General features: G+C 68.1%; 22 protein-coding genes. 13 read left to right on the forward strand and 9 right to left on the reverse strand.

Annotated elements, in window-relative coordinates; all coding sequences use genetic code 11:
• The first annotated feature begins 115 nt into the window (after nt 1-115).
• From DN412_RS11520 to tldD, 3 genes are all read left to right on the forward strand, one after another.
• Entirely contained in the window at nt 116-4414 is a 4299-nt protein-coding gene (locus DN412_RS11520; protein ID WP_115015190.1) for a YhdP family protein, read from the forward strand.
• A gap of 16 nt (nt 4415-4430) precedes the next feature.
• Nucleotides 4431-5264, forward strand: coding sequence for a carbon-nitrogen hydrolase family protein (locus DN412_RS11525; protein WP_115015192.1), 834 nt, complete (start codon nt 4431-4433; stop codon nt 5262-5264).
• A gap of 99 nt (nt 5265-5363) precedes the next feature.
• On the forward strand, nt 5364-6824 hold the full coding sequence (gene tldD, locus DN412_RS11530; RefSeq protein ID WP_115015194.1) for a metalloprotease TldD: 1461 nt from the start codon (nt 5364-5366) through the stop codon (nt 6822-6824).
• A 65-nt stretch (nt 6825-6889) separates the two neighbouring features.
• On the opposite strand, the gene DN412_RS11535 is transcribed toward tldD, so the two are convergent.
• Nucleotides 6890-7945 carry a class I SAM-dependent methyltransferase gene (locus tag DN412_RS11535; RefSeq protein ID WP_115015196.1) on the reverse strand — a complete coding sequence of 352 codons (1056 nt, stop codon included), beginning with the start codon at nt 7943-7945 and terminating at the stop codon, nt 6890-6892.
• Nucleotides 7946-8457: 512 nt separating this feature from the next.
• Between DN412_RS11535 and aroG the strand changes: the two genes are divergently transcribed.
• Complete coding sequence (gene aroG, locus DN412_RS11540; RefSeq protein WP_078195782.1) at nt 8458-9537, forward strand: 3-deoxy-7-phosphoheptulonate synthase AroG; 1080 nt, start codon at nt 8458-8460, stop codon at nt 9535-9537.
• Nucleotides 9538-9625: 88 nt separating this feature from the next.
• Here aroG and DN412_RS11545 read toward each other — a convergent pair whose 3' ends face one another.
• Complete coding sequence (locus DN412_RS11545) at nt 9626-10024, reverse strand: c-type cytochrome (protein ID WP_078195781.1); 399 nt, start codon at nt 10022-10024, stop codon at nt 9626-9628.
• 10 nt (nt 10025-10034) lie between these two features.
• Nucleotides 10035-10382 carry a c-type cytochrome gene (locus tag DN412_RS11550; protein WP_026201109.1) on the reverse strand — a complete coding sequence of 116 codons (348 nt, stop codon included), beginning with the start codon at nt 10380-10382 and terminating at the stop codon, nt 10035-10037.
• A gap of 538 nt (nt 10383-10920) precedes the next feature.
• Here DN412_RS11550 and DN412_RS11555 point away from each other — a divergent pair.
• The 3 genes from DN412_RS11555 to DN412_RS11565 are packed head-to-tail and all read left to right on the forward strand — an operon-like array spanning nt 10921 to nt 13622.
• Entirely contained in the window at nt 10921-11811 is an 891-nt protein-coding gene (locus tag DN412_RS11555; RefSeq protein WP_115015198.1) for an AAA family ATPase, read from the forward strand.
• A gap of 13 nt (nt 11812-11824) precedes the next feature.
• Entirely contained in the window at nt 11825-12418 is a 594-nt protein-coding gene (locus tag DN412_RS11560; protein WP_115015200.1) for a GNAT family N-acetyltransferase, read from the forward strand.
• A 28-nt stretch (nt 12419-12446) separates the two neighbouring features.
• Nucleotides 12447-13622 (forward strand): vWA domain-containing protein, encoded by a 1176-nt coding sequence (locus tag DN412_RS11565; RefSeq protein ID WP_013956076.1) that lies wholly within the window; start codon nt 12447-12449, stop codon nt 13620-13622.
• A 103-nt stretch (nt 13623-13725) separates the two neighbouring features.
• On the opposite strand, the gene DN412_RS11570 is transcribed toward DN412_RS11565, so the two are convergent.
• From DN412_RS11570 to mdlC, 3 genes are read right to left on the reverse strand one after another with little or no spacing between them, the layout of a single operon-like run.
• A complete protein-coding gene (locus DN412_RS11570; RefSeq protein ID WP_115015202.1) occupies nt 13726-14715 on the reverse strand; it encodes a Bug family tripartite tricarboxylate transporter substrate binding protein in 990 nt (329 codons plus the stop codon).
• Between the two features lie 59 nt (nt 14716-14774).
• A complete protein-coding gene (locus DN412_RS11575; protein ID WP_115015204.1) occupies nt 14775-16226 on the reverse strand; it encodes an aldehyde dehydrogenase in 1452 nt (483 codons plus the stop codon).
• 49 nt (nt 16227-16275) lie between these two features.
• Nucleotides 16276-17880 carry a benzoylformate decarboxylase gene (mdlC, locus tag DN412_RS11580; protein WP_115015206.1) on the reverse strand — a complete coding sequence of 535 codons (1605 nt, stop codon included), beginning with the start codon at nt 17878-17880 and terminating at the stop codon, nt 16276-16278.
• Between the two features lie 109 nt (nt 17881-17989).
• Here mdlC and DN412_RS11585 point away from each other — a divergent pair, with 109 nt between their 5' ends.
• Nucleotides 17990-18898, forward strand: a complete 909-nt coding sequence (locus DN412_RS11585; RefSeq protein WP_115015208.1) for a LysR family transcriptional regulator — start codon at nt 17990-17992, stop codon at nt 18896-18898.
• Nucleotides 18899-18913: 15 nt separating this feature from the next.
• On the opposite strand, the gene DN412_RS11590 is transcribed toward DN412_RS11585, so the two are convergent.
• Nucleotides 18914-19822 carry a LysR substrate-binding domain-containing protein gene (locus tag DN412_RS11590; protein ID WP_115015211.1) on the reverse strand — a complete coding sequence of 303 codons (909 nt, stop codon included), beginning with the start codon at nt 19820-19822 and terminating at the stop codon, nt 18914-18916.
• 124 nt (nt 19823-19946) lie between these two features.
• Between DN412_RS11590 and DN412_RS11595 the strand changes: the two genes are divergently transcribed.
• The 3 genes from DN412_RS11595 to DN412_RS11605 all read left to right on the forward strand — a co-directional run bounded on the left by DN412_RS11595 (nt 19947) and on the right by DN412_RS11605 (nt 22865).
• Nucleotides 19947-20933, forward strand: coding sequence for a tripartite tricarboxylate transporter substrate binding protein BugE (locus tag DN412_RS11595; RefSeq protein ID WP_115015214.1), 987 nt, complete (start codon nt 19947-19949; stop codon nt 20931-20933).
• 12 nt (nt 20934-20945) lie between these two features.
• The gene (locus tag DN412_RS11600) at nt 20946-21833 is read left to right on the forward strand and encodes an N-formylglutamate amidohydrolase (protein WP_115015216.1); all 888 of its coding nucleotides are present in this window, start codon (nt 20946-20948) and stop codon (nt 21831-21833) included.
• A gap of 249 nt (nt 21834-22082) precedes the next feature.
• On the forward strand, nt 22083-22865 hold the full coding sequence (locus tag DN412_RS11605; protein WP_368013936.1) for a BspC domain-containing protein: 783 nt from the start codon (nt 22083-22085) through the stop codon (nt 22863-22865).
• Nucleotides 22866-22928: 63 nt separating this feature from the next.
• Here DN412_RS11605 and DN412_RS11610 read toward each other — a convergent pair whose 3' ends face one another.
• Nucleotides 22929-24071, reverse strand: a complete 1143-nt coding sequence (locus DN412_RS11610; RefSeq protein WP_115015220.1) for a M14 family metallopeptidase — start codon at nt 24069-24071, stop codon at nt 22929-22931.
• 26 nt (nt 24072-24097) lie between these two features.
• The gene (yaaA, locus tag DN412_RS11615; RefSeq protein WP_115015251.1) at nt 24098-24883 is read right to left on the reverse strand and encodes a peroxide stress protein YaaA; all 786 of its coding nucleotides are present in this window, start codon (nt 24881-24883) and stop codon (nt 24098-24100) included.
• A gap of 49 nt (nt 24884-24932) precedes the next feature.
• Here yaaA and DN412_RS11620 point away from each other — a divergent pair, with 49 nt between their 5' ends.
• Nucleotides 24933-25472: a PIN domain-containing protein gene (locus DN412_RS11620; RefSeq protein WP_115015224.1), complete on the forward strand. Its 540-nt coding sequence runs from the start codon at nt 24933-24935 to the stop codon at nt 25470-25472.
• A gap of 83 nt (nt 25473-25555) precedes the next feature.
• Entirely contained in the window at nt 25556-26728 is a 1173-nt protein-coding gene (locus DN412_RS11625) for a pyridoxal phosphate-dependent aminotransferase (protein WP_115015229.1), read from the forward strand.
• Nucleotides 26729-26939 lie beyond the last annotated feature (211 nt).

The raw sequence follows: 26939 nt of genomic DNA on the forward strand, positions 1-26939 counted from the left end.
TGCACGCGCAGCGGGCGCGCCATCGTCTACTGCGGTGCGCGCAGCTTGCGCATTCTTGTTTCAGCCGGCCGGACACCAGATTGGAGAGCGGCTAGTATTGTCGGATAATCTGCGCATGTCCAGCCGCGCCCCACAACCCGCTGACGGTTCTCCCCCCAATGGCGGCGCGGGTGGGCACGAGGCCGCCTCCACGGTGCCTGCCTCGCCCCCCATGAGCCCCCAGGGTATCGACGTCACCGGCGCCCCGCGCAAGCCTTCCGCCGGCGCGCGCGCGGGTGCGCTCGCCCGCGCCTGCGCCCGCGCCATGGTCGCGGCCGTGCGCCACCCCTTCTGGCGCGGCCTTGGGCGCGCCCTGGTGCGCCTGGCGCTGGTGCTGGCCGCGCTGGGGCTGGTGGCGGGCCTGCTGATCCGCTTTGTGCTGTGGCCGCAGGCCTCCACCGCGCGCCAGTGGCTGGAAGAGCGCGGCTCGGTGGCGCTGTCGGCCAAGGTCAGCATCGGCTCGCTCGATACTTACTGGGACGGCTGGCACCCCGCGTTCCGCGCCCGCGGCCTGCGCGCCGTGGATGCCCGGCAGCGCACGCTGGTTTCGGCCGCCACGCTCGACGGCAAGCTGGCGTGGCGTTCGCTGTTCAGCATGGACCTGCAGTTTGTCAGCCTGAGCGCAACCGGCACCGACATCCTGGTGCGCCGCACGCCCGAGGGCCAGTTGCTGGTCGGCGGCATGGTGGTCGATTCGACCGGCGGCCAGCAGGACGACGACCGCTTCCTGGGCTGGCTGATGTCGCAGGGGCGCGTGGCGCTGTCGGACGGCAAGCTGCGCTGGCTGGACGAGAAGGCGCGTCTGCCCCAGCTCGACATCGGCGAGATCCGCCTCGACACCCGCCGCGCGGGCGCGCGCCATACGCTCAGGCTGGAAGCGAGCTCGCCGGCACTGGGGCCGCGCCCGCTGGTGGTGCAGTCCGACTTCCGCAACGACTACCTGCACAGCACCGGCAACTGGCGCTACTGGACCGGCCAGGCCAGTTGGGACCTCAGCCAGCTGCAGCTGCCTGTGTTGCAGCGCTACCTGGTGATGTTCGAGCGCGTCGCCAGCGGCACTTTCAGCACCGACGGCAGCATCGAGTTCCGCCAGGGGCGCATCGTGCGCAGCCAGACGCGGCTGCGCGCCAGCGGCGTCGACCTGATGCTGGCCGGCGCCGCCGCGCCGCTGCGGCTGGCCAATGCGCAGGCCTTCCTGCTGCACCGGACCGAGCGCGACGGCAGCAACCTGCTGACCGTCGACACGCTGCTCTGGCAACCCCTGCAAACCCGGCAGCCCGCCCAGCCAGCCGACGGCGACGTGCCCGCCGCCGACAGCACCTGGCGCGAAGGCATGCGCAAGGTCACCATCGGCTGGGCCAATGCCAAAGATGGCAGCCTGCGCAAGTTCACGCTGAAGGCCCCGTCGCTGGACCTGAACACGGTGCGCGCGCTGGCCACTTCGATGCCGCTGGACACCGCCGTGCTGCGCCGCCTGCGCGCGCTGCAGCCGGCCGGCCACCTCGACAACCTCAACGTCACCTGGAGCCGCGAGCGCGCCGGCATGCTCGAGCGCGGCGGCGGCAAGCCGCTCTACCGCATCCAGGGCACGCTGCGCAATGTCTCCGTCAACGGCGAGCCCGCAGTGCCGGCGCTGGACGCCGACGGCCACCCGCGGCTGGGCACGCCCGGCTTCTCGCACCTGTCGGGCACCTTCGCCTTCGACGACCAGCAGGGCAATGCGCGCTTCGAGGGGAACGACGCCGCGCTGGTGCTGCCCGGGCTGTTCGAGGACCCGCGCCTGCCGTTCGACCAGATCGGCGGCGATGTGCGCTGGCAGCACAGCGGCGGCAAGCTCGCAGTCACGCTGGACGGCATCCGCTTTGCCAATGCCGACGCAGCCGGTTCGGTGCGCGGCACCTGGCGCGAAGGCGGCGACGGCACCTCCGGCATCGCCGACCTGGCCGGCGACATGACGCGCGCCAGGGTGGCGCGCGTGCCGCGCTACCTGCCGCTGAGCATCCCGGCCGCCACCCGGCATTACCTGGACGGCGCGCTCGCGGGCGGCGAGGCGGCCGGTGTCAGCTTCGTGCTGCGCGGCGATCTGGCGCACTTCCCCTTCCACGCGCCGCATGAAAAGGCGGGCGAGTTCCGGGTCGAAGTGCCGATCGAACATGTCAGCTACCAGATCGCCCCGCATGAGACCGCGACCGGCACCACGGGCGGCGCGCTGCCCTGGCCGGTGTTCACCGATATTGCCGGACGGGTGGTGTTCGACCGCGGCGGCATGACCTTTCTGGCGCGCCGGGCCACGGTCCAGGATATTGCCGGCGTTACGCTGCAGGATGTCAGCGGCCGCATCGACGACCTCAGCCCGCGCGGCAAGCTGGTGATCGACGGCAGCGCCAGCGGGCCGGTGCAGGGCTTCCTGCGCTATATCGGCGCCTCGCCGGTGCGCGAATGGACCGCGCACGTGGCCGACGCGGCCCAGGCACGCGGCAACGGCGAGCTGAAGCTGAAGCTCGACATGCCGCTGGAACACGCCGACGCGACCAAGGTGGATGGCCGCTTCCGCTTTCCCGGCAACGATGTCGTGCTCAACCCGCAACTGCCGCAACTGGGCAACGCCAACGGCGCCATCACCTTCAACGAGCGCGGCTTCGGGCTGGAGAACATGCGCGCCCGCTTCCTCGGCGGCGAGGTCCGTCTGGGCGGCGGCACCCAGCCGGACGGCGCCACGCGCGTGACCGCCAGCGGCCAGGCCTCGGCCGCCGGGCTGCGCGAGGCCACCGCAAACTCGGCGCTGGCACAGCTGGCCGGGCGGCTCGAAGGCAGCACCGGCTACAACGCGGTGATCAGCACGCGCGAGCACCAGCTGCAGGTGCAGCTCAGCTCCGAACTCAGCGGCATGGCCATCAACCTGCCCGCGCCGCTGGCCAAGGCCGCGGCACACGACCTGCCGCTGCGCGTGGACCTGCGCCCCGCCGGCAACCAGGCCCGCACCGGCACCAACGAACTGGTGGTGCAACTGGGCAATGCGCTGAACGCGCGCTACCTGCTGCGCCGCGAGGGCGGCAGCAATGGCATCGAGGTGCTTGCCGGTGGCATCGGCGTGCAGCAGGCGGCGCCGCTGCCGGCAGCCGGCGTCAGCGCTGCGGCCACCTTCGACGAGCTCGATGTCGATGCCTGGCGCGCGGCTTTCGCCAACAGTGATGCCGCCAGCGCCGGCGATGCGCCCTCCCCGTTCACGCCCGGCCGCATCGCGCTGCGCGCGCACACGCTGCACGGCATGGGCCGCACGCTGGACGAGGTCACCCTGGACGCCAGCCGCGAAGCCGACGGCTGGAACGCAAAGGTCGACTCGCGCCAGGTGGCCGGCGCGATGCAATGGCGTCCGGCCGGGCCGTCGGCCACCGGTTCGCTGCGGCTGCGGCTGGCGCGCCTGAACGTGCCTGATGCCAACGACGAGCACAACGTGGTGGACGCGCTCGCGGGCAGCATCGACGAGCTGCCCGCGATCGACCTGGTGGCCGACCAGTTCATGCTGCGCGGGCACGACTTCGGCAAGCTCGAGGTCAAGGCCCATACCGGCACCAGCGGCGCCGACCCGGTCTGGACACTGGACAAGCTGCAGATCGAGCAGCCCGGCGCGACCCTGACCGGCAGCGGCAGCTGGCGCGTGCCGCGCCGCCTGCGCGCCGAGGGCAATGCCGAGCGCCGCACGCTGCTGTCGTTCGCCATCGACGTGCGCGACGCCGGTGCCACGCTGGACCGGCTCGGGCTCGCGCACACGCTGAGCGACGGCAAGGGCAAGCTGGAAGGCCGCGTGGCCTGGCGCGGCTCGCCACTGTCGATCGACTACCCGACGCTGTCGGGCAAGCTGTCGCTGGACCTGGAAAACGGCCAGATCCTGAGCGTGGAGCCTGGCGCCGCGCGGCTGCTCGGCGTGCTCAGCCTGCAGGGCCTGCTGCGCTTTGCCACGCTGGACTTCCGCACCCTGTCGGGCCGCGGGCTGCTGTTCGACCGCATTACCGGCACCGGCGCCATCGAGAACGGCGTGGGCACGATCCAGGACTTCAATCTCAAGAGCCCGCAGATCATCGCCAGCATGAGCGGCACCGCCAATCTGCTGCGCGAGACGCAGGACCTGCAAGTGGAGGTGGTGCCGCGCATCAACGCCACCTCCACCTCGATCGCGGCGGCCTTTATCAACCCGGCGCTGGGCATCGGCACGCTCGCCGCCCAGCTGCTGTTCGCCGACGAGTTCTCCAAGATGTTCACCCAGCGCTACCGCATCACCGGCAGCTGGGCCAACCCGCAGGTCGGCAAACTGGAGGACAATAAGGCGCCGGCCCCGACCCTCCAGCACCGCGCGGACCCGGCCTTCCCGCGCTAGGAAAATGCCGCCCCCTATGACCACATCCGCCACGCCCGCCGCCCCGTTCCGCGTTGCCGCTGTCCAGACCGTGACCGGCACCTCGCTCGATGCCAATCTCGCGCGCGCCGATGCGCTGATCGCCGAGGCCGCCGCCGGCGGTGCCCAGCTGGTGCTGCTGCCCGAGTACTTCTGCATGATGGGCCGCTCCGAATCCGACAAGGTGGACGTGCGCGAGCACGACGGCGACGGTCCGGTGCAGCAGTTCCTGGCCGATGCGGCGCGCCGCCACGGCATCTGGCTGGTCGGCGGCACGCTGCCGATGTGGTGCGACGACCCGGCGCGGGTGTACAACACCTCGCTTGCCTTCGACCCGCGCGGCGAGCGTGTGGCGCGCTACGACAAGATCCACCTGTTCGGCTTCACCCGCGGCACCGAAAGCTACGACGAGTCGCGCACCATCCTGGCCGGGCGCACCCCCGTGAGCTTCGATGCGCCGTGCGGCCGCGTGGCGATGTCGGTGTGCTACGACCTGCGCTTTCCGGAGCTGTACCGGGGCCTGGCCGCGGACGGGGGCACCAGCTTGATTCTGATGCCGGCCGCCTTCACCTACACCACGGGGCAGGCGCACTGGGAGATCCTGCTGCGCGCCCGCGCCATCGAAAATCAATGCTATGTGCTGGCAGCGGCACAGGGCGGCAAGCACGAGAATGGCCGGCGCACCTGGGGCCATTCGATGCTGGTCGATCCGTGGGGCGAAGTGCTGGCGATGCTGCCTGATGGCGAAGGCGTGGTCGGCGGCGTCATCGACCCTGCCCGCCTGGAAGAAGTCCGGCAGAACCTGCCGGCATTGCGACACCGGGTGCTGTAGCATGTACGCAAACGCGGGGGCCGCCAACGGCGCCCGCCCAGAAGATTTATTGCCGCGCCGGCCGCAAGCCGGCGCGTCCCCAGGAAGAAAGGACATCTCATGAACGCCGGCGATCTCGGAATCCGCAACCTGGCCACCGCGCAGCAACTGCTGCTGGCGCCATACGGCCTGGACGAGGCCAAGCTCCAGCGCGTGCTGGCCGATATCTTCACGCACAAGGTCGACTATGCCGACCTGTACTTCCAGTACACCCGCAACGAGGCTTGGAGCCTGGAAGAAGGCATCGTCAAGTCGGGCAGCTTCAGCATCGACCAGGGCGTGGGCGTGCGCGCCGTCTCGGGCGACCGCACCGCCTTCGCCTATTCGGACGACATCAGCCTGGCGGCGCTGTCGCAGGCCGCGGCGGCCACGCGCACCATCGGCCGCGCCGGCAGCGGCCGCGTCAAGGTGGCCGGCGAGCTGGCCACGCACGCCGGGCGCAACCTGTACACGCCCAACGACCCGCTCGATTCCATGAGCGCGGCCGAGAAGGTGGCGCTGCTGGAGCGCGTCGAGCGCATGGCGCGCGCCAAGGACCCGCGCGTGGTGCAGGTGATGGCTGGCCTGGCCGGCGAGTACGACGTGGTGCTGGTGGCGCGCAGCGACGGCGTGATCGCCGCCGACGTGCGCCCGCTGGTGCGGGTCTCGGTTACGGTGATCGCCGAACAGGGCGGGCGCCGCGAGATTGGCTCCTCCGGCGGCGGCGGCCGCTATGCCTACGGCTACTTCACCGACGAGCTGCTGCAGAAGTACGTGGATGAAGCGGTCTCGTCGGCGCTGGTCAACCTGGACGCGCGTCCGGCCCCGGCCGGCGCGATGACCGTGGTGCTGGGCCCGGGCTGGCCCGGCGTGCTGCTGCACGAAGCCGTCGGCCACGGCCTGGAGGGCGACTTCAACCGCAAGGGCTCGTCGGCCTTTGCCGGCCGCATGGGCGAGCGCGTCGCGGCCAAGGGCGTGACCGTGGTCGACGACGGCACGCTGGCCAACCGCCGCGGCTCGCTCAACCTGGACGACGAAGGCAACCCGACCCAGTGCACCACGCTGATCGAGGACGGCATCCTGCGCGGCTATATGCAGGACACGCTGAACGCGCGCCTGATGAAGTTGCCGGTCACCGGCAACGCGCGCCGCGAAAGCTATGCCGCGCTGCCGATGCCGCGCATGACCAACACTTACATGCTCAACGGCGACAAGGACCCGCACGAGATCCTCGCCAGCGTCAAGCGCGGCCTGTATGCGGTCAACTTCGGCGGCGGCCAGGTGGACATCACCAACGGCAAGTTCGTGTTCTCGGCCAGCGAGGCCTACATGATCGAGGACGGCAAGATCACCTACCCGGTCAAGGGCGCGACGCTGGTCGGCAACGGCCCGGAATCGCTCAAGGACGTGACCATGATCGGCAACGACATGCGCCTCGACTCAGGCGTGGGCGTGTGCGGCAAGGAAGGCCAGAGCGTGCCGGTGGGCGTGGGCCAGCCGACGCTGCGCATCGAGAACATGACGGTGGGCGGTACTGCCTGAGCGGTCCGGCAATCACGCAGACGGGACCCCGCGGGGTCCCGTTTTTCATTGTGTCGCGGACACGCTTACGGCCGCGCCTCGTACACCAGGTTGAACGGCGTCTGCGCCGCGCGGCGGAAACTGCGGAAGCCGGCCCGCTCCGCCACCCCGCGCAGGCGCGCCTCGCCCGCCTGCGCGCCCAGGCACAAGCCGACTTCCTGCGAGCGCGACGCCGGCGTGCAAATGAAGGTGGACGCGGAATAGAACACCCGGCCCACCGGATTCAGGTTCTGCTCCAGCGTGTCATTGGCGAACGGCTCCACGATCATCCACGCGCCATCGGCGCGCAGGGTCTCGCGCACGTGGCGCGCCGCGCCGACCGGATCGCCCATGTCGTGCAGGCAGTCGAACACCGCCACCAGGTCATAGTCCTTGCCGCCGTAGTCCTTGGCGCTGGCCACTTCGAAACGCACGCGCTCGGCCACGCCGGCGCGGCGCGCGGCTTCGGCGGCATGGTGCACCGAAGGTTCGTGGTAGTCGAAACCGATAAAGCGCGACGCCGGATACGCCTGCGCCATGATGATGGTCGAGGCCCCATGGCCGCAGCCTACGTCCGCCACCGTCGCCCCCGCCTTGAGCCGCGCCTCCATGCCGTCCAGCGCGGGAATCCATTCCGAGACCAGGTGCGCCGAGTAGCCGGGCCGGAAGAAGCGCTCGGTGCCATGGAACAACGCGGGATCGTGCTCGTGCCAGCCCAGCCCGCGGCCGTTGCGGAAGATATCGATCATCTTCGGGATGGCGCGGAACTGTGCCACCGCGATCTGGAACGCGCCGGGGATGAATGCCGGGCTGCCCTCCTGCGCCAGCGCATAGGCCTGCTCCTCGTTCAGGCTGAACTGCGCGGACGCAGGGTCATAGTCGACATAGCCGCTGGCCGCCTGGGCCGACAGCCATTCGCGCAGATAGCGTTCGTCGGTATGGGTTTTTGCCGCCAGCACTTCGGCGGTCATTGCCTTTTCGGCCAAGGCCTTGTACAGGCCGAGTTCATCGCCGACGACCACGGTCGCGGCATGCATCACCGCGCCGATATCGTTGACGAATTTTTCCATGAAGGCATTCAGCCTCGCTTCATCGACGCTCATGATGCACCTCCCCGTGCGCACTGCTCCCCGGTTCCAATATAGCCCCCGGTCATGGCGGGGAAAGCCGAAAAGCAACGGCGGGACAAGGCTTGCGCGGCATCACTGCAAGCCGCCCGCGATCGGTGCGCCAGCGCGCCGCATGGCCTCATCGACACTTGCCAACCCCGGCAAAAGGCGCTATAAAGATGCTTCGTCGCGCGACAAGCAACCGATGCACGGCGAAAATTGACCGACCGGCGCGCAATTTCCTGCCTTTCTGCCACGCAGTGCAGCATAAATTCAGCGCCCACGAAGAAAATCGATTCAAGCTGACCCAAGCCAACGCCTTTTTCCGCCATGTCCGCTAAGTTTTACTTTTACTTTTTTAGCGATCTCACACCGCTGGCGGATAGGGAGGGACGGCTGTAAGCAGCGCCCCGAATACAAAAAAGACCGCCAGCGACCCTGGCGGTTTTTTTATACCTGTTTGTTACCCCACACCCTCACGACCTCACAAGAATTCTGGAGCCATCATGCTGAAGAACACCGACGACCTGCGCATTCGCGAACTCAAGGAACTGCTGCCGCCCGCGCACCTGATCCGCGAGTTCGGCTGCTCCGAACAGGCTTCGGACGTGATCTACGGCGCGCGCCAGGCCATGCACCGCATCCTGCACGGCATGGATGACCGCCTGATCGTCATCATCGGCCCGTGCTCGATCCACGATACCCGCGCCGCGCTGGAATACGCCAAGCTGCTCAAGGTGCAGCGCGAGCGCTTCGCCGGCGAGCTGGAAGTGGTGATGCGCGTGTACTTCGAGAAGCCGCGCACCACGGTGGGCTGGAAGGGGCTGATCAACGATCCGCACATGGACGGCAGCTTCAAGATCAACGATGGCCTGCGCACCGCGCGCGAGCTGCTGCTGAACATCAGCGAGATGGGCGTGCCCACCGGCACCGAGTACCTCGACATGATCAGCCCGCAATACATCGCCGACCTGGTAAGCTGGGGCGCGATCGGCGCCCGCACCACCGAGTCGCAGGTGCACCGCGAGCTGGCTTCGGGACTGTCGTGCCCGGTGGGGTTCAAGAACGGCACCGACGGCAACGTCAAGATCGCGGTCGACGCGATCAAGGCCGCGTCGCAGCCGCACCATTTCCTGTCGGTGACCAAGGGCGGCCACTCGGCGATCGTGTCGACCTCGGGCAACGAGGACTGCCACGTGATCCTGCGCGGCGGCAAGGCGCCCAACTACGACGCGGCCAGCGTGCAGGAAGCATGCGACGCCATCTCCAAGGCCGGCCTGGCCTCGCGCCTGATGATCGATGCCTCGCACGCCAACAGCAGCAAGAAGCATGAGAACCAGATCCCGGTGTGCGAGGACATCGGCCGCCAGATCGCCGGCGGCGACCAGCGCATCATCGGCGTGATGGTCGAATCGCACCTGGTGGCTGGCCGCCAGGACCATGTGCAGGGCCAGCCGATCGAGGAACTGACCTATGGCCAGTCCGTGACCGATGCCTGCATCGGCTGGGACGACTCGATCAAGGTGCTCGAGGGCCTGGCCGAATCGGTGCGCCAGCGCCGGCTGGTGTCGGGCAGCGGCAACTGATGCCGCCGCGGGGCCCCGGCCCCGCTGCCGCAAGGCGACAAAAAAGCCGCTTCCGGGAAGCGGCTTTCTCTTATTGGCGCGAACGCTTTTACTTCTTCAGGATCAGGTCGCCCGGCAGCGATTCGATATAGGCAGCGATGTCCTTCAGCTCCTTGCGGGTGAAGGGGCGCGGCTTGCCGTCCTTGTCGGTCACGGCCGGGTTGGCGTTGACCTGGCCGGCCATGATGGCGTTGGACCGACCCACCAGGGCGTTGCCCGACACCTGGTACGAGGCCAGCGCGTGGTACAGGTAGTCGGCGTGCTGGCCGGCCAGCTTGGGATAATCCGGCGAGATCGGGGCGTTCAGGCCCGCGCCGTGACATGCCACGCAGTTGCCCTTTTCCACCAGCGTCTTGCCGTTGGCAAGGTCGGCGGCCGAGGCCGGCATGGCGGCTGCACCCATCACGAGTGCGCCGAGCGCGAACGAAAGCGTCTTGAGCGTCTTCATGTGGGGTCTCTTACTTGAGGGAATTGTTCTGCGTGCCGGCCTTCTGCTGCGAGTAGTAGGCCGCCACGTTGGCGATGTCCTGCTCGGTCAGCGTCGCGGCGATGCTGCGCATGGTCGGGTGCTTGCGCTCGCCCTTCTGGTAGGCCTTGAGCGCGTTCTCGATGTACTTGGCGCTCTGGCCGCCCAGCAGCGGTACTTCATAGACTTCGGGGAAGGACGCACGGTAGCCCGGAATGCCGTGGCATCCGATGCACATTGCAACCTTGTCCTTGGCAGCGTCTCCATTGCCCTTGACTTCCTGTGCCTGCGCGGCCGTTGCAGCCGCACCCAGCACCACCATCGTGAGGAGCTTTTTCATTGTCTTTGCGGATTGGAAGTTAAACCGTGTGACCTGCCCTGCCGGGCGGAGACGGTTTCAGAATGCTTCTGGGGGAATACCTGGGCAGCCAGTCGGATCGCCGAGGTGCAACCCGCCAGACATGTCGCATCCGGTCTGTTGCCGTGATGTGGAACACCATTCTGGAACCACCTCTCGCAATCGCCGCGACCCGGAAGGGCCGCTGGGACTTCTGAACGCGGACTGCCGGATACTGGAGAACTGGACGTGGGGGCGCGTCAAACCGCCGCATTGTACCGCAGCCGGCACCTGCCAGTCCAGCAACCGCACCCGGGCCCCAGCGGCCTGTCAGCGCGCCCCAACACGAACCGCAAAGGTCTTTTATACTGGCCGATCCCGGGAATCTGCACGACCGTTCGCGGACGCTGCCGCCAGCAGCGCGCGGGCGCCCTGCACCGGCCCCTGTTTCCATAATGAAAGCGCGCATGACAGCGCGAAGAGACCGCGCCAAGCACGCCAACCCGGCCCTCGATCCAGGGCCGTCACCTCAGGTTGCCTCATGCCAAACACCGCCAACGCTTCCGCCCAAACTTCCACCGCCCAGCAGGCCCGTTTCGAGGGCAGCGACCAGTACGTTGCCACCGACGACCTCAAGCTGGCCGTCAATGCCGCGCGCACGCTGCAGCGCCCGCTGCTGATCAAGGGCGAGCCCGGCACCGGCAAGACCATGCTGGCCGAGGAAGTCGCCGCCGCGCTGGGCATGCCGCTGCTGCAGTGGCATATCAAGTCGACCACCAAGGCGCAGCAGGGCCTGTACGAGTACGACGCCGTGTCGCGCCTGCGCGACTCGCAGCTGGGCGACGACCGCGTCCACGACATCCGCAACTACATCGTCAAGGGCGTGCTGTGGCAGGCCTTTGACGCCGACGAGCAGGTCGTGCTGCTGATCGACGAGATCGACAAGGCCGATATCGAATTCCCCAACGACCTGCTGCGCGAACTCGACCGCATGGAGTTCTATGTCTACGAGACGCGCGAGCTGGTCAAGGCGAAGCACCGGCCGCTGGTGATCATCACCTCGAACAACGAGAAGGAACTGCCCGACGCCTTCCTGCGCCGCTGCTTCTTCCACTACATCAAGTTCCCCGATGCCGAGACGATGCAGCAGATCGTCGACGTGCACTACCCCGGCATCAAGCGCGAGCTGGTGGCGGCCGCGCTGGAATCGTTCTACGAGATGCGCAACCTGCCGGGCCTGAAGAAGAAGCCGTCCACGTCGGAGCTGATCGACTGGCTCAAGCTGCTGATGGCCGAGGACATCCCGCCCGAGGCACTGAAGAGCCCGGACAAGAAGGCCGCGATCCCGCCGCTGCACGGCGCGCTGCTGAAGAACGAGCAGGACGTGCACCTGTTCGAGCGCCTGGTGTTCATGAACCGCGCCAACCGCTGAGGCACTGCCCGCCATGACTGCGTTCGTCAAACCCGTCACGCTGGTGGGCCGGCACGTCACGCTGGAGCCGCTGCGCGCCGAGCATGCCGACGGCTTGCGCACCGCCTGCGCCGACGGCGAGCTGTGGAAGCTCTGGTACACCAGTGTGCCGGCGCCGGATCGGATCGATGCCGAGATCGCGCGGCGCCTGGGCCTGCAGCAACAGGGCTCGATGCTGCCGTTCGCGGTGCGCGACGCCGCGGGCGAGCTGGCGGGCATGACCACCTACATGAATATCGACGCGGCCAACCGGCGCGTGGAGATCGGCTCGACCTGGTATGCCCGCCGCGTCCAGCGCACGCCGCTGAACACGGAATGCAAGCTGATGCTGCTGGGCCATGCCTTCGACCATCTCGACTGCATCGCCGTGGAATTCCGCACGCACTGGATGAACCAGCAGAGCCGTGCCGCCATCGCGCGCCTGGGCGCCAAGGAGGACGGCGTGCTGCGCAACCACCAGCGCATGCCGGACGGCTCGTTGCGCGACACCGTGGTGTTCTCGATCATCGCCAGCGAATGGCCGGCGGTGCGGCAACACCTGCAATTCCAGCTCGACCGTCCGCGCTGACGCGGACGCCGACTGAAAGCGAGGCATCATGCTGATCGATTTCTTCTTCTCGCTGCGCCACGCCAAGCTACCGGTCTCGGTCAAGGAATACCTGACCATGCTGGAAGCGCTCAAGGCGCAGGTCATCTCGCCGTCGATCGACGAGTTCTACTACCTGTCGCGCATGACGCTGGTCAAGGACGAGAAGCACTTCGACAAGTTCGACCAGACCTTCGCCGCCTACTTCAAGGGGGTCGAGAGCCTGGTCGACTGGAAGTCCGACATCCCGCTCGACTGGCTGCAGAAAACGCTGGAGCGCGAACTCTCGCCCGAGGAAAAAGCCAAGATCGAGGCCATGGGCGGCCTCGACAAGCTGATGGAGCGCCTCAAGCAACTGCTCGAGGAGCAGAAGGAAAAGCACGAGGGCGGCAACAAGTGGATCGGCACGGGCGGCACCTCGCCCTTCGGCCACGGCGGCTACAACCCCGAGGGCATCCGCATCGGCGGCCCGTCCAAGGGCAACCGCACCGCCATCAAGGTGTGGGAGGCGCGCGCCTACAAGGACTATGACGACCAGGTCGAACTGGGCACGCGCAACATCAAGGTCGCGCTGCGCCGCCTGCGCCGCTTCGCCCGCGAAGGCGCCGACACCGAACTGGACCTGGACGACACCATCCACTCCACCGCGGCCAACGCAGGCCTGCTCGACATCAAGCTGCGGCCCGAGCGCCACAACAAGGTCAAGGTGCTGATGCTGATGGACGTGGGCGGCTCCATGGACGACCACATCAAGCGCGTGGAAGAGCTGTTCTCGGCTACCAAGACCGAGTTCAAGCACCTGGAGTACTACTACTTCCACAACTGCCTGTACGACTACGTGTGGAAGAACAACCGCCGCCGCCACGCCGAGAAGCTGGCCACGTGGGACCTGCTGCACAAGTACACGCCCGACTACAAGATCATCTTCGTCGGCGACGCCACCATGAGCCCGTACGAGATCCTGCAACCGGGCGGCTCGGTCGAGTACAACAACACCGAGGCCGGCGCGGTGTGGCTGAACCGGATGACCGAGCAGTTCCCGCACTTCGTCTGGCTCAATCCGGAGCCCGAAGGGCTATGGCAGTACCGGCAGTCGATCACGGTGATCAACCAGTTGATGAAGGGACGGATGTACCCGGTGACGCTGGCCGGGCTGGAGCAGGCGATGAAGGTGTTGTCGAAGTAAGGCTGATCGCTGTCAACGCCTGCCGGTTTGCTCCCCTCGCCCGCTTGCGGGAGAGGGAGCACCCCAGCGGCAATCCGAATCCCCTGGCTGCCCTCTTCTCTCCTCAGTCCACCGTAATCCCCGCCTGCCTGATGAACTTGCCGTAGCGCGCGCGATCCGCGTTCTGCCGCTCGGCAAACGCCTGGATGCTCAGCGGCGCCACCGCACCACCCAGCTTGTTGACGTTCTCCAGCAGCTGCGCACCAGCCAGCGTGCGGTTGATCTCGCGGTTCATGCGTTCGACGATGCCCGGCGGCGTGCCCGCGGGTGCATAGACGCCGAAGGTCGAGTCACCATCCACATCCTGCAGGCCGGCTTCGGCCAGGGTCGGCACGTCCGGGTATTGCGCCGCGCGCTTCGTGCTGGCCACCGCCAGCAATCTGAGCTTGCCGCTGGCCACGTGCTGCAGGCCGGGGCCCGGATCGAACATGAACTGCACCTGCCCTGCCAGCAGGTCGCTCAATGCCGGCGCGGCACCCTTGTAAGGCACGTGCACGGCGTCGAGCTTGCCGGCGCGCTTGAACATCTCGGCAGCGATATGCGGCGTGCTGCCGTTGCCGGCCGAGCCGTAGCTGAGCTTGCCCGGATGCTCGCGCACATAAGCGATGAACTCATCCAGCGTCTTCGCCGGCACCGACGGATGCACCAGCAGGTAGACCCGCACCAGCGCCACCGACGCGACCGGGGTCAGGTCCTTGAGCGGGTCGTACGGCATCTTCTTGTAGAGGAAGGGATCGATGGCCACCGCGCCGCCCGAGGTCAGCAGGAAGGTATAGCCATCGGCAGGCGCCTTGGCCACGACGTCGCCGCCGACGATGCCGTTGGCGCCGGGGCGGTTGTCGATCACCACCGGACGCTTCAGCGCCTCGGACAATCCGGGCGAGATGCCGCGCGCCAGCGTATCCGCGGCGCCGCCGGCCGGGAAGTTGACGACCAGGCGGATCGGCTTGTCCGGCCACGCCTGCGCGCCGGCCGGCGCGTTCACTGCGGCCAGCAGGCCCAGCGCGCACAGTGCGGCGCAAGCGGGGCGCGCGATACGGTGAGGGAATCGCATGATGGTTGTCTCCTGTCTTATGTTTTGGTACTGCCGGCCTGGGCGCTCTGCGGCGCCGCTCAGAACGGATAATGCCGCGGCGTGGTCTGCACCGTGATCCAGCGCAGTTCGGTGAAGGCATCGATGCCGGCCTTGCCGCCGAAGCGGCCATAGCCGCTCGCCTTGACGCCGCCGAACGGCATCTGCGCCTCGTCGTGCACGGTCGGGCCGTTGACGTGGCAGATGCCGGATTCGATGCGGCTCGCCACCCGCATCGCGCGCGCGACATCGCCGCCGAACACGGCCGCCGACAGCCCGTAGGCCGAATCGTTGGCGCAGGCGATGGCCGCCTCCACGCCCTGCACGCGCACCACGGCCTTGACCGGCCCGAACGATTCCTCGCGATAGATCTCCATGTCCGGCGTCACGTGATCCAGCACCGTGGCCCGCATCAGCGTATCCGTGGCCTTGCCGCCGCAGACCAGCCGCGCGCCCTTGGCCAGGGCATCGTCGATCATCGCGTTGCAGCGCTCGACCGTGCTCATGTCGACCACCGAGCCCAGCACCGCCGGGCCGGTGCGCGGATCCGCCAGCGGCAAGGCGCCGGCGCGCGCGGCAAAGCGTGCCACGAAGGCGTCCGCGATGCGGGCATCCACCACGATGCGCTCGGTGGACATGCAGATCTGGCCCGAGTTGGCGAAGGCGCCGAAGATGGCGCCATCCACCGCGGCGTCCAGGTCCGCATCGTCGAGCACCACCAGCGGCGCCTTGCCGCCGAGTTCCAGGACCGCGGGCTTCAGGTAGCGCGCGCAGGTCTGCGCGATCAACCGGCCCACGCGGGTTGAGCCGGTGAAGTTGATGCGGCGCACGGCCGGGTGGGCGATGATGGCCTCGACCACCGCGGCGGCATCGGCCGGGGCGTTGGTGACGAAATTGACCACGCCCGCCGGAAAGCCCGCTTCGGCCAGAGCATCGACGATCAGGCCATGCGTGGCCGGGCAGATCTCCGAACCCTTCAGGATGACCGTGTTGCCGCATGCCAGCGCCGTGGCCACGGCGCGCACGCCCAGGATCACCGGCGCATTCCACGGCGCGATGCCCAGCACCACGCCCGCGCCCTGCCGCACCGCCATAGCCAGGCTGCCGGGCACATCGGAGGGGATCACCTCACCGTTGATCTGCGTGGTCAGCGCCGCCGCCTCCTGCAGCATGCCGACGGCAAGATGCACATTGAAGCCGGCCCACATTGCCGACGCACCGGTCTCTGCCGCCATCGCGGCGGTGAGCGCATCGGCCTTGCCCTCGAGTGCCTGCGCGGCGCGCATCAGCAACGCGCGCCGTTCACCCGGACCGGTGTCGCGCCAGGCCGGGAAGGCGCGCGCGGCGGCGTAGGCCGCGGCCAGCGCATCGGCGGTAGTGGCTGCCGGTGCCCGCGTGGCCACGCTGTGGTCAAGCGGGTTGCGGCGCTCGAAGGTGGCACCGCTGGCGGCCTGCGTGCGCTCGCCGTTGATCAGCATCGTGATGCTTTGCATCCTGGAATCTCCTGGAAGGGGTACTTCGTCTGTCGTCTGGCGCCGCGGCTCAGGCCACCTCGATCTCCACCACGGTCGGCACACGCATGCGCAGAGCCGTCGCCAGCGTTTCGCGCAATGCAGACGCGTCGCTCACCCGCGCCGCCTCGCAACCGTGCCCGAGCGCGATCGACACGAAATCGAGGTCGGGCAAGGCCGTGCCGACCAGCGGATCGCCGCTGCCAAAGCCGAAGGTCGGCGCAAACTCCTGCAGGGCGGCGTAGCGCCGGTTATTGAGCACGATGAATGTGATCGGCAGGCCCAGTTGCGCGGCGCTCCACAGCGCCTGGATCGAATACATGCTGGAGCCGTCGCCGACCAGGCCGATCACCTTGCGCCCCGACTTGCCCAGCGCGACGCCCACTGCCGCGGGCAGGCCATAGCCAAGCCCGCCGCTGCACATCGTATAGAAGGTCTCGCTGCGCAGGATGGGCAGGTAGCGATGCATCACCGGGCGCGCGCTGGGCGCTTCCTCGACCACGATGGAATCTGGGTCGCGCAGTTCCGCCAGCGTCTGCAGGACATAGGCGACGCTCAGCGGCGCGCCGGGCTCGGCGCGCGGTGCCGGCACGCGCGGGCGCGGGGCTTCGCGCCGCGGCGGCGCCGGGCGCGCCAGCAGGTCGGCCACGCCCTGGCGGATGCTGCCGACTGCGGCCGTGCCCACTGGCGCCCACGCGGCGATATTCGGATCGTCGATCAGCTGCACCACCTGCGCCCCGGGCGGCGCATGGGGGCCAAACCCCTCGACGTGATAGGTGAAGGCCGCCGCGCCCAGCGCGAACACCAGGTCGTGGCCCGTCAGCAGCCCGACTATTTTCTCGCGCATCGCCGGCAGGAAGCCGGCAAACAGCGGATGGTCTTCCGGAAAGCCGCAGCGTCCCGACATCGGCGCCACCCACACCGCCGCCTGGTGCCGTTCCGCCAGGCGCACCACATCGTCCCAGGCGCCATCGCGGTCCACCGCCGCGCCCACGACGAACGCCGGCCGGCGGCTGGCATCGAGGGCGGCGCCAATCTGCGCCAGCAGGTCGGGCTGTACGCGGCTCTCGGTGCTGACCGTGCGCGGCAGCACCGGCTCGCACGGCCGGGCCCAGTCATCGGCGGGAACCGAGATCAGCACCGGCCCGCGCGGCGGCTGCATGGCGATGTAGTAGCCGCGCGCAATTGCCAGCGGCACGTCTTCGGCCCGAGCCGGCTCGCAACTCCATTTCACATAGGGCTTGGGCAGTTCGGTGGCCTGGGCTGAAAACAGGAAGGGCTCGAACGGCAGGATCGAGCGCGCCTGCTGCCCGGCCGTGATCACCATCGGGGTGCGGTTCTTGTGGGCCGTGAAAATGCTGCCCATGGCATGGCCGACGCCGGCCGCCGAATGCAGGTTGACGAAGGCCGCATTGCGGGTGGCCTGGGCATAGCCGTCGGCCATGCCCACCACCACGGATTCCTGCAGACCGAGGATGTAGCGGAAGTCGTCGGGGAAATCGAGGAACAGCGGCAGCTCGGTGGAGCCGGGATTGCCGAAGATGGTGGTCATGCCGAACGCGCGCAGCAGGTCCAGCACAGCGGCGCGCACGTTGATTGGATGGGCGGAAGCGGCAGGCGAGGCGGAACTGGCCATGGTCGTGGAGGCTCCAGTGCGGAATCAGAGACAAAGCTTGCCGACCAGTATGGTCAAACCAGCCTTGCCCTGAAATTGCCGTTTCGGGGCAAAGTCATTACGATTCGGCATGACCCTCGATCTGCGCCAGCTTCTTGCCTTCCTTGCGGTGTGCGAACACGGTAGCCTGGGCCGCGCCGCCGCACAGCTGAACGTGACCCAGCCGGCGCTGAGCCGCACCATCCAGCGGCTGGAAGCCCAGCTGGATGCGCCCCTGTTCGAACGCTATGCCACCGGCATGGTACTGACCGCCTACGGCGAGGCCCTGCTGCCGCACGCCAACCTCTTGCGCCACGAAGCCGAGCACGCCACCGAGGCCGTGCGCGCGCTGCGCGGGCTGGCGGCCGGCACCATCCGCGTGGGCGCTGTTGCCAGCGTGGCCAGCGTGGTGCTGCCGGAGGCAATCGAGGGGGTGCTCGCGCGCTGGCCCGGGCTGCGCGTGCGCATCGTAGAGGGTGTGGGCGATTTCCTGGCCGATGCGCTGCTGCGGCGCGAGATCGACCTGGCCATCGGCATTGCCCTGCCCGAGAACGAGGAAATCTGCGCCGTGGCGGATGTGGGCTGGAGCGACAGCAGCTTCGTGGTCGCCGCCGCCGGGCATCCGCTGATGGGCCGGCCGGCGCTGCGGCTGGCGGATACGGCTGGCTGCCGCTGGGTCATGCCGCCGCGCGGCACGGCGCCATTCGACGAACTGCAGCGGCTGTTTGCGCGGGCCGGGCTGCCGCCGCCGGAGATCGTCGCCGAAACCCGCTCGATCATTGCGCTCAAGGCGCTGGTGGCGCGCGCGGGCTTCCTCAGCTGGATGGCCGCGCCGATGTATGAGGCCGAGCAAAAGGCCGGCATGATCCTGCCGCTGCCCATCGAAGGCGCGCATGCGCCGCGCCGGCTGGCGGTCTACCGGCGCCGGCAAGGCATCCTGCCGGCGCCGGCCGCGAGGCTGCTGGAACAATTGCGGCAGCTGACGTCGAGCGATGGCTGAACCGCGGCCAGCGCCTCAGTCCGGCCGCGCCAGGTCGGCCCCTTCCATCACCCACGTGCGGAACGTGCGCAGCGCCGGCAGGTGCTGCTTCTGCTCGGGGTAGCACAGGTAATAGCCCTTCCTGGCCAGCACCTGGGCCGGATGCGCCACCACCAGCGCGCCGGTGGCCAGTTCTTCCTCGATCAGGCAGCGCGGGATCAGCGCGATGCCCAGCCCCGACAGCGCCGCCTGGGTCAGCAGCGAAAACTGGTCGAAGCGCGCCCCGCTCCAGGCCTCGCGGGTCGGCACGCCCAGCGTGGCGAACCAGTCGGGCCAGGCTTCGGGCACGCTGGTGTGGTGCAGCAGCGGATAGCGCAGCAACGCGGCGGACGTGGGGGCGACGCCGCCGAGCTCGGACGCCAGCAGGCCCGGGCGGCACACCGGCAAGACCTCGCGCCCGGTCATGTAGTCGGCCAGGCTGCCGGGCCAGACGCCGTCGCCGAAGCGAATGGCGGCGTCCAGGTCCGGCTCGGAAAAATCGTAGCCCTGTGCATGCGGAACGAATTCCAGCGTGACCTCCGGGTGACGGGCGAAAAACTGCGGCAGGCGCGGGATCAGCCACTTGGCACCCAGCGTCGGCATGCTGGCGATATGCAGCACGCCACCCCGCCCCTGCCGCGCCATCAGTTCCACCGTGGCGGCCTCGAGTTCGTTCAGGCTGGGGCCGATGCGCTCCAGGTAGCGTTCGCCGGCGGTGGTCAGCATCAGGCGCTGGCGCACGCGCTGGAACAAGTCCACGCCCAGGTAGGCCTCCAGGCTGCGCACCTGCTTGCTGACCGCGCCTTGCGTGACATGGAGCTCGCGCGCGGCTACGGTAAAGCTGTTATGACGCGCCGCCGCCTCGAAGGCCTGCAACTCGGTCAGCGACGGACATAGGCGTCGCATAAATCACCTCTACTTCACGACCAAATGGAATGAGCTAAGGATTTTATTTCGTTTGCGGCGACTTTGCCCGGACGCGCAGAATCGCGAAATCCACTTTATTCCTCCCCTCGCCCTGGATCCCCCCATGCAACGTCGCCATCTTCTCCGCGTCCTGGCCGCCGCTTCGGCCGCCGCCGCTGCCGGCATCTCCTTCAGCGCCGCCGCCCAGTCGGGCTACCCGACCAAGCCGATCACGCTGGTCGTACCCTTCCCCGCCGGCGGCACCACCGACATCGTCGCGCGCATCGTCGCCGACAAGCTCGGCCAGCAACTGGGCCAGCCCGTGGTGGTGGACAACCGCGGCGGCGCCGGCGGCAGCATCGGCACCGCCTTCCTGTCCAAGGCCGCGCCGGACGGCTACACGCTGGGCATCGCCACGGCCTCGACCCATGGCATCAATCCGGCGGTCTACCCGCACCTGTCCTACGATGCAACCAAGGACTTCACCACCATCACCAACCTGGCCTCCGTGCCCAACGTGATGAGCATCAACCCGGCGGTCAAGGCCACCGACATGAAGTCCTTCATCGCGCTGGCGCACGCGCAGCCCAACAAGCTGGCCTATGGCTCGGCGGGCAACGGCAGCGTCTCGCACATGATGGGGGAACTGTTCAAGATGAGCAGCAAGACCGAACTGCTGCACGTGCCGTACAAGGGCGTGGGCCCGGCGCTGAACGACGCGCTGGCCGGCCAGGTGCAGGTGCTGTTCGACAACCTGCCGTCGTCGCTGCCGTTTATCGAGAGCGGCAAGCTGCGTGCGCTCGCCGTGGCGGCGCCCAAGCGCGTGGCCGCGCTGCCCAATGTGCCGACCTTCGCCGAACTGGGCCTGGGCGAAGTCAACGACGCCGCCTGGTTCGGCCTGATCGGGCCGGCCAACCTGCCAGCGGATATCCAGACCAGGCTCAACGCCGCCGCGCTAAAGGTGCTGGCGCTGCCGGAAGTGAAGGCGAAGCTGGACAAGCTGGGCGCCACCCCGGTGGGCGATACCCCGGCGCACTTTGCCGCCCAGATCAAGAGCGAAGTGGCCAAGAACAAGCGCGTGGCCGCCGCCGCCAAGATCTCGCTCGACTGATTCCAGATCACCATGACCGACACCGACCGAACCACCGCGGACAGTCCGTTCCACCTGTACCAGCCCGAGGGCGAGCCCGCGGCGCTGTTCCTGGACTCGCCGCACAGCGCGACGACCTACCCGACGGACTACCGCCCCGACCCTGCCCTGCCGCTGCCGCTGCTGCGCCAGGCCGAAGACACCTTTGTCGACGAGCTCTACGCCGGCGCCCCGGCGCGCGGCATCCCGCTGCTGTGCGCGGGCTTTCCGCGCAGCTACCTGGACGCCAACCGCGCGCTGGAGGAAATCGACGAAGCCCTGCTCGACGCGCCCTGGCCCGGCGCGAAGCAGGAAACCTCCAAGACCCGGCTGGGCAAGGGCCTGGTCTGGCGCGTGCTGGACACCGGCGAGGCCATCTACGACCGCAAGCTGAGCGTGGAAGAAGTGCAGGCGCGCATCAACCGCTGCTACCTGCCCTACTACGCGCAACTGCAGAAGCTGGCCGACCGCGCCGTCGCCAGCCATGGCAGCGCCTGGCATATCAACTGCCATTCGATGCCGAGCCACGCCGCGCCGTTCGCCACCGAGTTCCCGGGCCTGGAGCATCCGGACTTCGTGGTGGGCGACCGCGACGGCACCACCTGCGACAAGCGCTTCACCGACCGGGTCGAGGGCGTGCTCAAGGAGATGGGCTACGACGTCTGGCGCAATCACCCCTACAAGGGGGTGGAGATCGTGCGCGTGGTGGGCCAGCCCCAGGCCGGCTGCCACAGCCTGCAGCTGGAGGTCAACCGCAAGCTTTATATGGACGAACTTGGCCTCACGCATACCGCGGGCTTCGCCAGGCTGCGGCATGACCTGAACATGCTGCTCGACGAACTGCTGCGCTTTACGCGCGCGATGCCGTCGCGCATCGCCTGAAGCAGGCCGCTCTCGTTCGCGGGTTCACCGCAGTTGCGCGGCTCGGACGATTCCCGCTAGCGCAAGGATCACTTCCTGCACGAGCGCATGGGTTGGAAGAATGGGTAACAAGATTTAGGAACTTTGTCAGATAGGTTTCCTCTATCATGGCAATCCTTCGCGAACCCATCCTGCCTGTCGGCGCCATGGAGTCCCATGGGGGCCCATGCGCTGGCAGGCAAATCCAAGCACGCACACACCGCTCACACCGTGATCCGACGAATCTCCGAACTGCTCGGCAGCCGGCTCCGCATGGTGGCTGCCGCAGTGGCCGGTGCGATCGCGCTGGCAGGCTGCGCCAACCTGCCGGCCGACGAAGCCGGCGCCACCGCCAGCCCGGCCCCGGCACCCGCCGCAGCGCCCGCCCGCCCCGCCCCCGCACCGGCTGCTTCCACTGCGACACCCACCAAGACCATCACCCTGCCCGACCGTGGCCGCGTCAGCCTGTCCGAGTACCGCGCGCGCATGCGCGAACAGCTGATGAAGACCGAGAACGCCACCAGCGACGTGGCGGACTGCGCCGCCCACGCCAGCTGGGTGGTGCCGCGCTCGGCCACCTACGATGCCTTGAAGATCCCCACCGGCGCCCTTGCCGCGGGACAGGCCACGACCGAACCCTGGAGCGGGCGCTTCTCGCCCGGCAAGCAGGCCGTGCCGGTCAGTTCGGTGGTCACCTTCGCCGCGACCGCGCGCAAGCGCCGCGGTGATGATGACTGGCAGCCGGTGAAGGTGCGCTGCGGTTATGACGACGGCATGATGCTGGCGTATGAGTTGCAGGACAGCAGCGGCGCCACCATCAGCGAACCGGCTGCCGCGCCGGCCGTGCCCACCACCACGCACACTTCGGCCAGCAAGAGCCGCAAGGGGGCCAAGGGGAAGAGCACGACTTCGAAGTCGGGCAAGGCGTCGGCATCCAAGTCGTCGAAGTCAACGACCGCCAAGTCCACGTCCGGCTCTGCCAAGACGTCCAGCAAGACCAAGAAGCAGCAATAGGCGCACGGCAACCGCGCCGTTCCGGCCCACCCGGTTTCATCCGGGCGGGCCGTTTGCGTTGGCTCAGCCCAGGTAGTCCAGGATCGCCTGCACCATCGCCGTCCCCAGCAGCGCGCTGCGCGCGCCGTTCCAGCCAACCGCCGGATCCGGCAGGTCGGCATTGTCCTTGAACGGCATCTCCAGCGTCAGCGCCAGGCAGCCGAAGGTATGACCGATGTACTTGGACGCCAGCTTGAGCGCGTCGGCGTTGTACTTGCTGGCCGCGTAGCCGTGCACATCCTGGAAGTCCGGCGAGGCCCGCTTGAAGGCCTCGATAAAGCGCTGCTGCTCGCGCCGGCGCGCCTCGGTAAAGCCCGGCAGCATCTCGCTGCCGGCGACGAAGTTATACGGCAGGCCCTCGTCGCCATGGATGTCGAAGAACATGTCGCAACCAGTGGCCTCGATGGCGCGGCGCACGTGGTAGACCTCGGGGCTGGTATCCGCGCTCGGCGTCATCCACTCGCGGTTCAGGTTGGCGCCGGCGGCGTTGGTGCGCAGGTTGCCGCGCGCCGAGCCGTCCGGGTTCATGTTGGGCACGATATGGAAGACCGCGCGTTCCAGCAGCTTGCGCGCGACCGGGTCGCCCGCCCACATGCCGGTGCCGGTCAGGCGCTGCAGCACGCCCTCGACAAACCACTCGGCCATGCTCTCGCCCGGGTGCTGGCGCGCGATCATCCAGATGGTCTTTTTGCCGGGGCCGGGCTGGCCCAGCGTGACGCGGGTCATGTCGCGCCCGTCCACGGTGCTGCCCAGGTGCGACAGCCGCGCCAGCGGCGAGCGCTGGCAGGTGGCCAGCAGCGACAGGTGGCGCTCGTCCGGATACGGCTCGAAATACGCAAACCAGATGCTGTCGTGCTCGGGCGTGCATTCCACCGTCATCACCTGGCCGTCGAAGCGCGTCGGCACGCGGAACCAGTTGGCGCGGTCGTAGGAAGCCACCGCGCGGTAGTCGCGCCAGCCATCGGGATAGGTGCAGTCGCCCGCGTTCAGGAAGTGCATGCGGCACGCCTGCCCCGCCGCGCCCTGCAGGCGGAAATGGAACCACTGGCGGAAGTCGGCGTGCGAGTCGGCGCGGATGCGCAGGCGGATATCGTCGGCGCGGTCGAGCGCCTCGACCTCGATGGCGCCGGAGTCGAAGTGCGAAGAGATATGCATGGCGGCAGGCATGGCTGGCGGTCTCGTGGCGATGGGTTTCAGTCTTCCAGGCGGCGGCGGAACACCCAGCGGGTGGCATCCGAGGCCGCCTTGTCGAAGGCGTAGCCGTCTTCGGCAAAGCGCTTGAGCTTCTCCGGCTCGGTCACGCGATGCGTCACCGCGTAGCGCGCCATGGTGCCGCGCGCGCGCTTGGCATGGAACGAAATGATCTTGTAGCGGCCGCCCTTCCAGTCCTCGAACACCGGCGTGACGATGCGCGCCGCCAGCACCTTGGGCCGCACCACCTTGAAATACTCTTCCGAGGCCAGGTTCACCAGCACCGGCGCGCCTTCCTGCTTCAGCGCGGCCATGTCGGCGTTGATGGTCTGCGTGACATCGTCGCCCCAGAACGCGTACAGGTCCTTGCCGGCGACGTTGTCGAGCCGCGTGCCCATCTCCAGCCGGTAGGGCTGCATCCAATCCAGCGGGCGCAGCACGCCATACAGGCCGGACAGGATGCGGATGTGCTTCTGCGCAAAGCCAAGGTCGTCGGCCGACAGCGACTTCGCATCCAGGCCGTCGTAGACGTCGCCGTTGAAGGCCAGCACCGCCTGCTTGCTGTTGGCCGCCGTGAACTCGGGCGACCAGTCGGCATAGCGCGTCACGTTGAGCACCGCGAGCTTGTCGGAGATGTCCATCAGCGCACCCACATCCTGCGGCGCCAGCTTGCGCAGGCGCTCGATCAGCGTGGCGGAACGGTCGATAAAGCGCGGCAGCGTATGGGTCTTGATGCGCGGGGGAGTCTCGTAGTCCAGCGACTTGGCGGGAGACAAAACGATGAGCATGGCAAAATCGCGGCAGTAGCCAAGTACAAACAAGCCAAGATTGTAGCGAATGCGCCTCGACACCACCGGAACCACCTCATCGGCAAGCCCCGCCGCCAGCCCCGCCGGCATCACATCTGCGCCGCGCGTGGTGCTGGACTCCAATATCTGGGTAGACCTTCTGGTCTTCCGCGACCCGCATGTGGAGCCGATCCGTGAGGCGCTGGAGGCGGGCACCATCGCCCCGGTGATCCGCGCCGACTGCCGCGAGGAACTGCGCCGGGTGCTGGCCTATCCGCAATTTGCCCGCTTTGACGTCGATATCGACGCCGCGCTGGCCACCGTCGACCGCCTCGCCAGCCTGGAGGCCGCGCCGCCGCAGGCCGACTACGACACCATCCGCCTGCCGCGCTGCAAGGACACCGACGACCAGAAGTTCGTGGAACTGGCCCACTTTGCCCGCGCCGCGTGCCTGGTCTCGAAGGACAAGGCCGTGCTCAAGCTGCGCACCCGCCTGCGCCGCAGCAGCGGCGTCGAGGTGATGACGCCGCCGGCGTTTGGCGCCTGGCTGGCTGCGCTTGGCACCGCCTCGGCCGCCGATCCGCTTTAGAATGGCGGCTCCCGGCACCGCCTCCGCGGTGGTGCCGCACGCCTGACTGCATTCCGTCCCCACCGCATCGACACGTTCGCACCATGTCCGCAGACACCACTCTCGCCCCGCTGACCCCGCCTCCCTCGCGCCTGCCCGGCGTCGGCACCACCATCTTTACCGTGATGTCCGCGCTGGCTGCCGAGAAGAACGCGGTCAACCTGGGCCAGGGCTTCCCGGATTTCGACTGCGACCCGAAGATTGTCGACGCGGTGACCGGCGCCATGCGCGCCGGCCACAACCAATACCCGCCGATGGCGGGCGTGCCGCGCCTGCGCCAGGCCATCGCCGGCAAGATCGCCAGCCTGTACGGGCACCAGTACAGCTGGGACACCGAGATCACCGTCACCGCCGGTGCCACCCAGGGCATCCTGACCGCGATCCTGTGCGCGGTGCATCCGGGCGACGAGGTGATCGTGCTGGAGCCGTGCTACGACAGCTACCTGCCCGCGATCGAACTGGCCGGCGCCACCGCCGTGCCGGTCACGCTGGAAGCGCCCGAGTTCCGCGTGCCCTTTGACAAGCTCGCCGCCGCGATCACGCCGCGCACGCGCATGATCCTCATCAACACGCCGCACAACCCCACCGGCACGATCTGGCGCGCGGCCGACATGGACCAGCTGGCGCAGATCCTGGCCGGCACCGACATCCTGCTGCTGTCGGACGAGGTCTACGAGCACATGGTCTACGACGGCCAGCCGCACGCCTCGGTGTCGCGCCATCCGGAACTGGCGCGCCGCAGCTTCGTGATCTCCAGCTTCGGCAAGACCTATCATGTGACCGGCTGGAAAGTCGGCTACGTGGCCGCACCGGCCGCGCTGATGGCAGAGTTCCGCAAGGTGCACCAGTTCAACGTGTTCACGGTGAACACGCCGGTGCAGCACGGCCTGGCCGACTACATGGCCGATCCCGCGCCCTACCTGCAGCTGCCGGCGTTCTACCAGGCCAAGCGCGACTTCTTCCGCGCCGGGCTGGCCAACAGCCGCTTCAAGCTGCTGCCGTCGGACGGCACCTACTTCCAGTGCGTCGACTACTCCGCCATCTCCGACCTGAGCGAAGCCGACTTCGCCATGTGGCTGACGCGCGAGATCGGCGTGGCCGCGATCCCGGTCTCGGCCTTCTACACTCAGCCGCGTGAATCGGGCGTGGTGCGCTTCTGCTTTGCCAAGAAAGCAGAGACGCTGGCACTGGCGCTGGAGCGGCTGGGCAAGCTGTGATGAAAAGAGAAACGCCCACGAAATATTCGTAGGCGTTTTTTCATTCTGCAGAGCATCACAAGCTGCCGGTTCGCTCCCCTCTCCCGCTTGCGCTTGCCTTTACCCACAACTTCCGGCGGCTTACTCGTTTTTCTGGAAGATCCGATACATTTCGGTGATTTCGTGCAAAACGAGGAAGCCGCGCCAGAGGACAGTAGCACCGGGGGGATCG

The sequence above is a fragment of the Cupriavidus lacunae genome (assembly GCF_003353055.1).
Classification (GTDB): Bacteria; Pseudomonadota; Gammaproteobacteria; order Burkholderiales; family Burkholderiaceae; genus Cupriavidus; species Cupriavidus lacunae.